At 70.6% G+C, this 5,886-nt stretch carries 6 protein-coding genes; 4 read left to right on the top strand and 2 right to left on the bottom strand.

The window, feature by feature from the left end; all coding sequences use genetic code 11:
* Positions 1–120: 120 nt before the first annotated feature.
* Entirely contained in the window at positions 121–621 is a 501-nt protein-coding gene (locus tag V7067_RS14685) for a TspO/MBR family protein (protein WP_334176652.1), read from the bottom strand.
* 17 nt (positions 622–638) lie between these two features.
* Positions 639–1,910: a ubiquinone biosynthesis hydroxylase gene (locus V7067_RS14680; RefSeq protein ID WP_334176651.1), complete on the bottom strand. Its 1,272-nt coding sequence runs from the start codon at positions 1,908–1,910 to the stop codon at positions 639–641.
* Between the two features lie 429 nt (positions 1,911–2,339).
* Here V7067_RS14680 and tesB point away from each other — a divergent pair, with 429 nt between their 5' ends.
* From tesB to V7067_RS14660, 4 genes are all read left to right on the top strand, one after another.
* Positions 2,340–3,215 (top strand): acyl-CoA thioesterase II, encoded by an 876-nt coding sequence (gene tesB / locus V7067_RS14675; protein WP_334176650.1) that lies wholly within the window; start codon positions 2,340–2,342, stop codon positions 3,213–3,215.
* 396 nt (positions 3,216–3,611) lie between these two features.
* Complete coding sequence (locus V7067_RS14670) at positions 3,612–3,950, top strand: P-II family nitrogen regulator (protein WP_334176649.1); 339 nt, start codon at positions 3,612–3,614, stop codon at positions 3,948–3,950.
* Positions 3,951–4,112: 162 nt separating this feature from the next.
* Entirely contained in the window at positions 4,113–5,300 is a 1,188-nt protein-coding gene (locus V7067_RS14665) for a hypothetical protein (protein WP_334176648.1), read from the top strand.
* A 210-nt stretch (positions 5,301–5,510) separates the two neighbouring features.
* Entirely contained in the window at positions 5,511–5,849 is a 339-nt protein-coding gene (locus V7067_RS14660) for a P-II family nitrogen regulator (protein ID WP_334176647.1), read from the top strand.
* Positions 5,850–5,886: the final 37 nt, after the last annotated feature.

Here is a 5,886-nt window from a genome sequence, read left to right as displayed (position 1 = left end):
GCCGGTGGTGCCGTCGTCGCCGGTGCGGGTGTAGATGCGGTTGAGGCGGACCATGGGCGTTCCTTCAGGCGAAAGAGGGCAGACAGGCGGAAGAGGGCGGATGAGCGGGCAGGCGGCGGCTCAGTTGAGCCAGACGATGGCGCCGTTCAGCACGAGGGCGAACAGGCTCCAGCCGAGATAGGGCAGCAGGATGAGACTGGCCGCGGCATCGGCGCGCCGGCCGGTCCACAGCGCCCCGGCGAGCGAGACGACGAGGGCGGTTGCCACCACGAAGGCGACGGCCGGCAGCTTCAGCCCGAAGAAGGCGACCGACCACAGCATGTTGAAGACAAGCTGGAAGCCGTGCAGCGTCAGCGCCGTCGTGCGCGCCGGCCGGGCGGGCGCGCGGATGAGGCGCCACAGCGCCACGGCGATCAGCACATAGAGCACCGTCCAGACCGGGCCGAACACGCTGTCCGGCGGGGTGAACGACGGCCTGACAAGGCCGGCATACCACACCGGGATGGCCGGCAGGGTGACGCGGGCGCCGAGCGCGCCGATGGCGAGGCACAGCGCCAGACAGCCCGCCAGCACCAGCCCGTCGGCAACCGGGCGGCCGGCAAAGCGCTTTCGGGCCGGCACGGAACGCTGAACCGGCTTCACAGCGCCTCGCCGCGCATCAGCCGCGGCAGCGTGCCGCCGATGCCGGCGGCCTCGCGGATGAAGCGCGCCTTGAGGCCCGGCAGCCGGTCCACCAGCCCGAGGCCGATGTCGCGCACGAACCGCACCGGGTCGAGATCGGTGCGGAACAGGCGGTTCAGGGCGTCGGTGACCAGACCCATTTCCACGGTGTCGAAACGGCGCCAGCGCTCATAGCGCCCCAGCGCATCGGCCGAGCCGGGATCGAGACCGAGGCGGCGGGCATCGACGATGACCTCGGCAAGAGCGGCGACATCGCGGAAGCCCATGTTGAGGCCCTGACCGGCGATCGGGTGCATGCCGTGGGCGGCATCGCCGATGAGGGCGAAGCGGCCGGCGATAAACCGGCGGGCGAGCGTGATGCCGAGGGGGTGGGCCCGGCGCGGGCCGGCCAGCGACAGCGCGCCGAGATGGTGGCCGAAGCGGCGCTCCATCTCCACCTCGAAGGTGAAGTCCTCCATGGCCATCAGCCGTCCGGCCTCTTCGGTGCGCTCGGTCCACACCAGCGACGAGCGGTTGCCGGTCAGCGGCAGAATGGCGAACGGCCCGTTGGGCAGGAAGTGTTCCACCGCGCAGCCCTCGTGGGGCCGCTCGTGGGCAACGGTGACGACGATGGCGGTCTGGCGATAGTCGGAGCGCACCACGCCGATGCCGGCAAGGCCGCGCAGGCGCGAGCGCACGCCGTCGGCCGCCACCAGCAGCGGCGCGCGGATGCGGCCGCCGGATCCGAGCCGCACGGTGACGCCGGCGCTGTCGGCGGCAAAGTCCGCCACCGTGTCGCCGGACAGGATCTCCACGCCGGCCTCGATGGCCGCCGCCTCGATGGCATCGGTGAGCGCGCCGGCCGGCACCATGTAGACGAACGGCTCGCCCGGCTCCACATCGCCGGCGAAGGTGAGGAAGACCGGACGCACGGTGTCGCGCAGCTTGCTGTCGGTGACGATCATCTGCGTGACCGGCTGGGCCAGATGCTCCACCCGGTGCCAGGCGCCGAGGCGGGTCAGCATGCGGCGGGCGGCGGCGGCGATGGCCAGTGCCCGCTCGTCGGAGAGCGCCTTGCGCGCCGCCGGGGCCGGCCGGGCATCGACCAGCACCACGCGGGCCCGCGGATCGGCCCGCCGCACGGCCAGCGCCGTGGAAAGGCCGACCGAGCCGCCGCCGGCAATGACGAGATCGGCGCTGCGCACGGCTCCGGCCTCTGCCGTGCCGCCCTGTGCTGTTGCCACCGTCATGCGTGCTTCTCCTCAGAAAATTCCGTTCCGGCCGCCCGGCCCGACACCTTAAGCCCCGCCGCGCGGCATAACACCCCGGCCGGGCCCGACACCGCACCCGGCGACAGCGCCGCGCCGGTTGCCCGGCCCTTCGCACCGGGCCCGGCGCACCATGCCACCGCCGGTTCCCGGCGCACCATGCCACTGCCGGCGCCCGGCGACCATGCCACCGCCCGCCGTGCCATGCACTCCGGCGGCTTGCCGCGGGACCCCGGTCGCAGGGGGGCCGGCAGGCTTGACACGTCTGTCCGCTTCGGCGCCCCATCGCACCGCCCCCGGAGAGGCCTGCCGCATTGCCGGCGCCGCAGGGGGCCGATGCAGATTGCCCGAATCAGATTGCATGCCGGCCCTGTCCGCAGCCCGGCCTGCCGCCCTTTGAGGAAACCGGCGATGAACCGTGCCGTCGCGGCCTTGCTCTCGATACTCGATCTGGAGCAGATCGAACAGAACCTCTATCGCGGTCACAGCCCGCAGGATGGCTGGCAGCGCGTGTTCGGCGGTCAGGTGATCGCTCAGGCGCTGGTGGCGGCAAGCCGCACGGTGGAGGGGCGCGGGGCCCATTCGCTGCACGCCTATTTCCTGCGCGGCGGCGATCCGTCGGTGCCGATCGTCTATGACGTGGAGCGGGTGCGCGACGGCCGCAGCTATGCCACCCGGCGGGTGGTGGCGATCCAGCACGGTGCGCCGATCTTCATCCTGTCGGCCTCGTTCAAGGCCGATGAGGAGACGCAGCTCAGCCATCAGATCGACATGGAGGCGGTGCCGCCGCCGGAAAGTCTCGCCACCCAGAGCGAACTGCTGTCCGGTGCGCTCGACAAGCTGCCGCCGGTGGTGAAGGTCTATTTTGCCGGCGAACGGCCGATCGAGGTTCGCCCGCTCGACACCACCCACTATCTCACCTCCGATCCGCTGCCGCCGCGCCAGAAGGTCTGGGTGCGTGTCAACGGCCGCCTGCCGGACGATCCGGCGATCCACCGCTGCGCGCTCGCCTACGCCTCCGACTTCACCCTGCTCGACACTTCGCTGTTCCCCCACGGGCGCCGGGTGTTCGACCGCGATGTGCTGCTGGCCTCGCTCGACCACGCCATGTGGTTCCACCGGCCGTTCCGCGCCGACGACTGGCTGCTCTACGATCAGGACAGCCCGTCGGTGGGCGGCGGACGCGGCTTCAACCGCGGCAGCGTCTACGACCGCGAAGGCCGGCTGGTCGCTTCCACCGCACAGGAAGGCGTGGTGCGCCTGAATGACGGCCGCTCGGACGGGTGAACGATGGCTGCCTGAATTATAGGCGTGTTTCTGCCGGTTTTTTGTGCGCGTGGTGGCGAACCTCGTGCGCGCTCATGGTGGTTCTGTGACCATGAGCAAATTTGCAGCATCGGGCCGCGCTTTCAAGCAATCGGATTGCACATGTGTCCTGCGGAGGTCAGGATAGCCTGTCTTGCAGGTTGACAGCCCGTTGGCGTCTGATTCGCGCCCGGCGGCCGTATTTTGCGGCTGCCGGCGGCGGACGGACGGGCATCGCGCGCGGGACCGCCGGGAGCAGTCTCCCGCGACGGGGCGGACGCACGGCCGGGAGCACGACCGGCCGGTGCAGAACAGACGGTGGCGGCCGCGAGGGGGACCCGGGGGCGCACCGCGAAAGTGAACGGAGAGCAGACACCCATGAAAATCGTGGCCGCCATCATCAAGCCGTTCAAGCTGGAAGAAGTGCGCGATGCGCTGCTTGGTATCGGCATTGTCGGCATTACCATCACCGAAGTGAAGGGTTATGGCCGGCAGAAGGGCCATACCGAAATCTATCGCGGTGCTGAGTATCTCGTTTCGCTCGTTCCGAAGATCAAGATGGAAATCGTGGTTGCCGACGATATCGTCGACAGCGTGATCGACGTGATCTGCCGTACTGCCAAAACCGGGCATATCGGCGACGGCAAGATCTTCGTGCACAACATCGACCGCGCCGTGCGCATCCGCACCAGCGAAGAGGATCTGGACGCGCTCTGAGCGTCGTCCGCGCGTGGCGGCGCAGGGCTGCGCCGCGCACCGGGCAGGCGGCCGGACAGGGTGTTGCCGGCGGCCCGTGCAGGGCATCGATCATCGGGTCGGGCGCAACCGCCCGCCCCGGCCGCAACGCGGCCCGCGGAATGCCGAGCGGAGACGCCAGCAATGGGCCGGGCGCTCGCCTTTGCCATCGCACTGCTGTTGTGGCTGACGGGGCCGCCCGCGCTGCTGCCCGCGGCGGCAGGGCCGTTTGCGCCCGGCGCATTTTCCGCGTCCGCACCCCCGTTGCCGGCGGGCATTCTGACCGGTCCGGCGCTTCTTTCTGCATCTGCTGTCGCGGCGTCGTCGCCGTCCGATCCGCCGGGGCTGTCGGCCGCCGGCGCCGCGGCCGTTTTCGCGCTGGTGCTGGCGGCCCTCGGGGCCGGCCGGGCAGGAAGCGGGGCCGGAGGCGGGGCGGGACTGGCCGCCGGGGCGGCCATCACGGCGGTGATCGCCACGTTCGTCAGCGGCTGGTCGCTTTCGCGGGGGCTGGCGGTGTTGTGGCCGCTGCCGGCTGAGGCCGCCGGGTTCGCGGCACAGGCGCTGCTGTCTTTTTCGGCCCTTGCCGTCGTCATGGCGGCCGCCGGCCGTCGCGCCGGATTGTGGCCGGGCCTCGTTTTTTCCCTGTTGTTCTGCGCCTTCATCCAGCCGGCCGTGGCCGGCTGGTTCCGCGGCATGGCGGGGGATGGCGGCGGGGCGGTTTCTGTGTGGCTGGCCGGCGGGCTTGCCGGCCTTGCCGGTGCGCTGGTGCTGGGGCCTGCGCGCGAAGGCTGCGGCGGGCCGCCGGCCACGGCCCGGCCCGTGCTGTTGCCACCGCTGGCTGCGGCCGCGGTGACGATCGCGGCGGCCGGTGCGGTGGAAAGTGCTGCGGCCGGCGTGCTGCTGGCTGCGGCCGGCGGCGGGCTGACCGGGCTGGTGGCGGCCACGCTGGCGGGGCACCGCAGCGGGCTCGGCAGCCGGGCGGGCGCGGGCGCGGTGGCCGGCATCGTGGCGCTGTCGGCCGCACCGTGCGTGCCGGATCTCATCGTGGCGCCGGCGGCCGGCGTGGCTGGCGCAATCCTGTGCAGGGGAACGGCCGGCCTGATGCGGCGGCTGGCCATTGCCGACGACGGCGGCGGCCTTGCGGCGGTGCTGGCCGGCGCGGTGCTGGCGCCGGCGGTGATGGTGCTGTGGCAGGGGCCGGATGTCTCTTTGCGGACGATGGCGCCGCTGCTGACCGGCGCGGCTGCCTTCGTCTTCATCACATCCCTCGTATTGTGGCTGGTGCTGGACGCGGGATTCAGCGCGGGCAACCCGCCGGCGGGGCGCTCGTGAGCCGGCAAATAAGCCTGTCTGCGGCGCCGGAAGCGGCCCCGACGGCGATAATCACTCTTTTTTGAGCGCCGGGCGCCGAGTTGGCACGCAGTTTGATTCCTTTTTGCGCACGGGCATGCCCGGAGCGCGGACGGTCCGCGCCTCGCGGGGCTGGCCCATGGCGCCGGAGTCGGCCTGCCCACTCCGATCAAGAGACGAGCAGGGTATAAAATGAAAATCGTGATGGCAGTCATTAAGCCATTCAAGCTTGACGAAGTCCGGGAAGCTCTGATGGCCATTGGTATTCAGGGTCTGACCGTCACGGAAGTCAAAGGCTACGGGCGGCAGAAGGGGCACACCGAGATTTATCGCGGGGCCGAATATGCAGTGACCTTCCTGCCGAAGCTGAAGATCGAGGTTGCCGTTTCGACGGCTGCCGTCGAAAAGACGGTTGAAACCATTGTCGGCGCGGCCAAGACGGGCCAGATCGGCGACGGCAAGGTCTTCGTCTATGCGATCGACCATGCGGTCCGCATCCGCACCGGCGAAACCGACGCCGACGCGCTCTGAGGCGGGTGACGCGGTTCATCCCCGACCGAATTCCAAG

Source organism: Pseudoxanthobacter sp., from assembly GCF_036822375.1.
Lineage (GTDB): Bacteria > Pseudomonadota > Alphaproteobacteria > Rhizobiales > Segnochrobactraceae > Pseudoxanthobacter.
This window is presented reverse-complemented; position numbering and strand designations above follow the sequence as displayed.

Excerpts from the sequence above, each read along its gene's own strand:
- V7067_RS14665 (WP_334176648.1), top strand. The coding sequence starts at position 4,113 with ATGGGCCGGGCGCTCGCCTTTGCCATCGCACTGCTGTTGTGGCTGACG.
- tesB (WP_334176650.1), top strand. The coding sequence starts at position 2,340 with ATGAACCGTGCCGTCGCGGCCTTGCTCTCGATACTCGATCTGGAGCAG.
- V7067_RS14670 (WP_334176649.1), top strand. The coding sequence starts at position 3,612 with ATGAAAATCGTGGCCGCCATCATCAAGCCGTTCAAGCTGGAAGAAGTG.
- V7067_RS14660 (WP_334176647.1), top strand. The coding sequence starts at position 5,511 with ATGAAAATCGTGATGGCAGTCATTAAGCCATTCAAGCTTGACGAAGTC.
- V7067_RS14680 (WP_334176651.1), bottom strand. The coding sequence starts at position 1,910 with ATGACGGTGGCAACAGCACAGGGCGGCACGGCAGAGGCCGGAGCCGTG.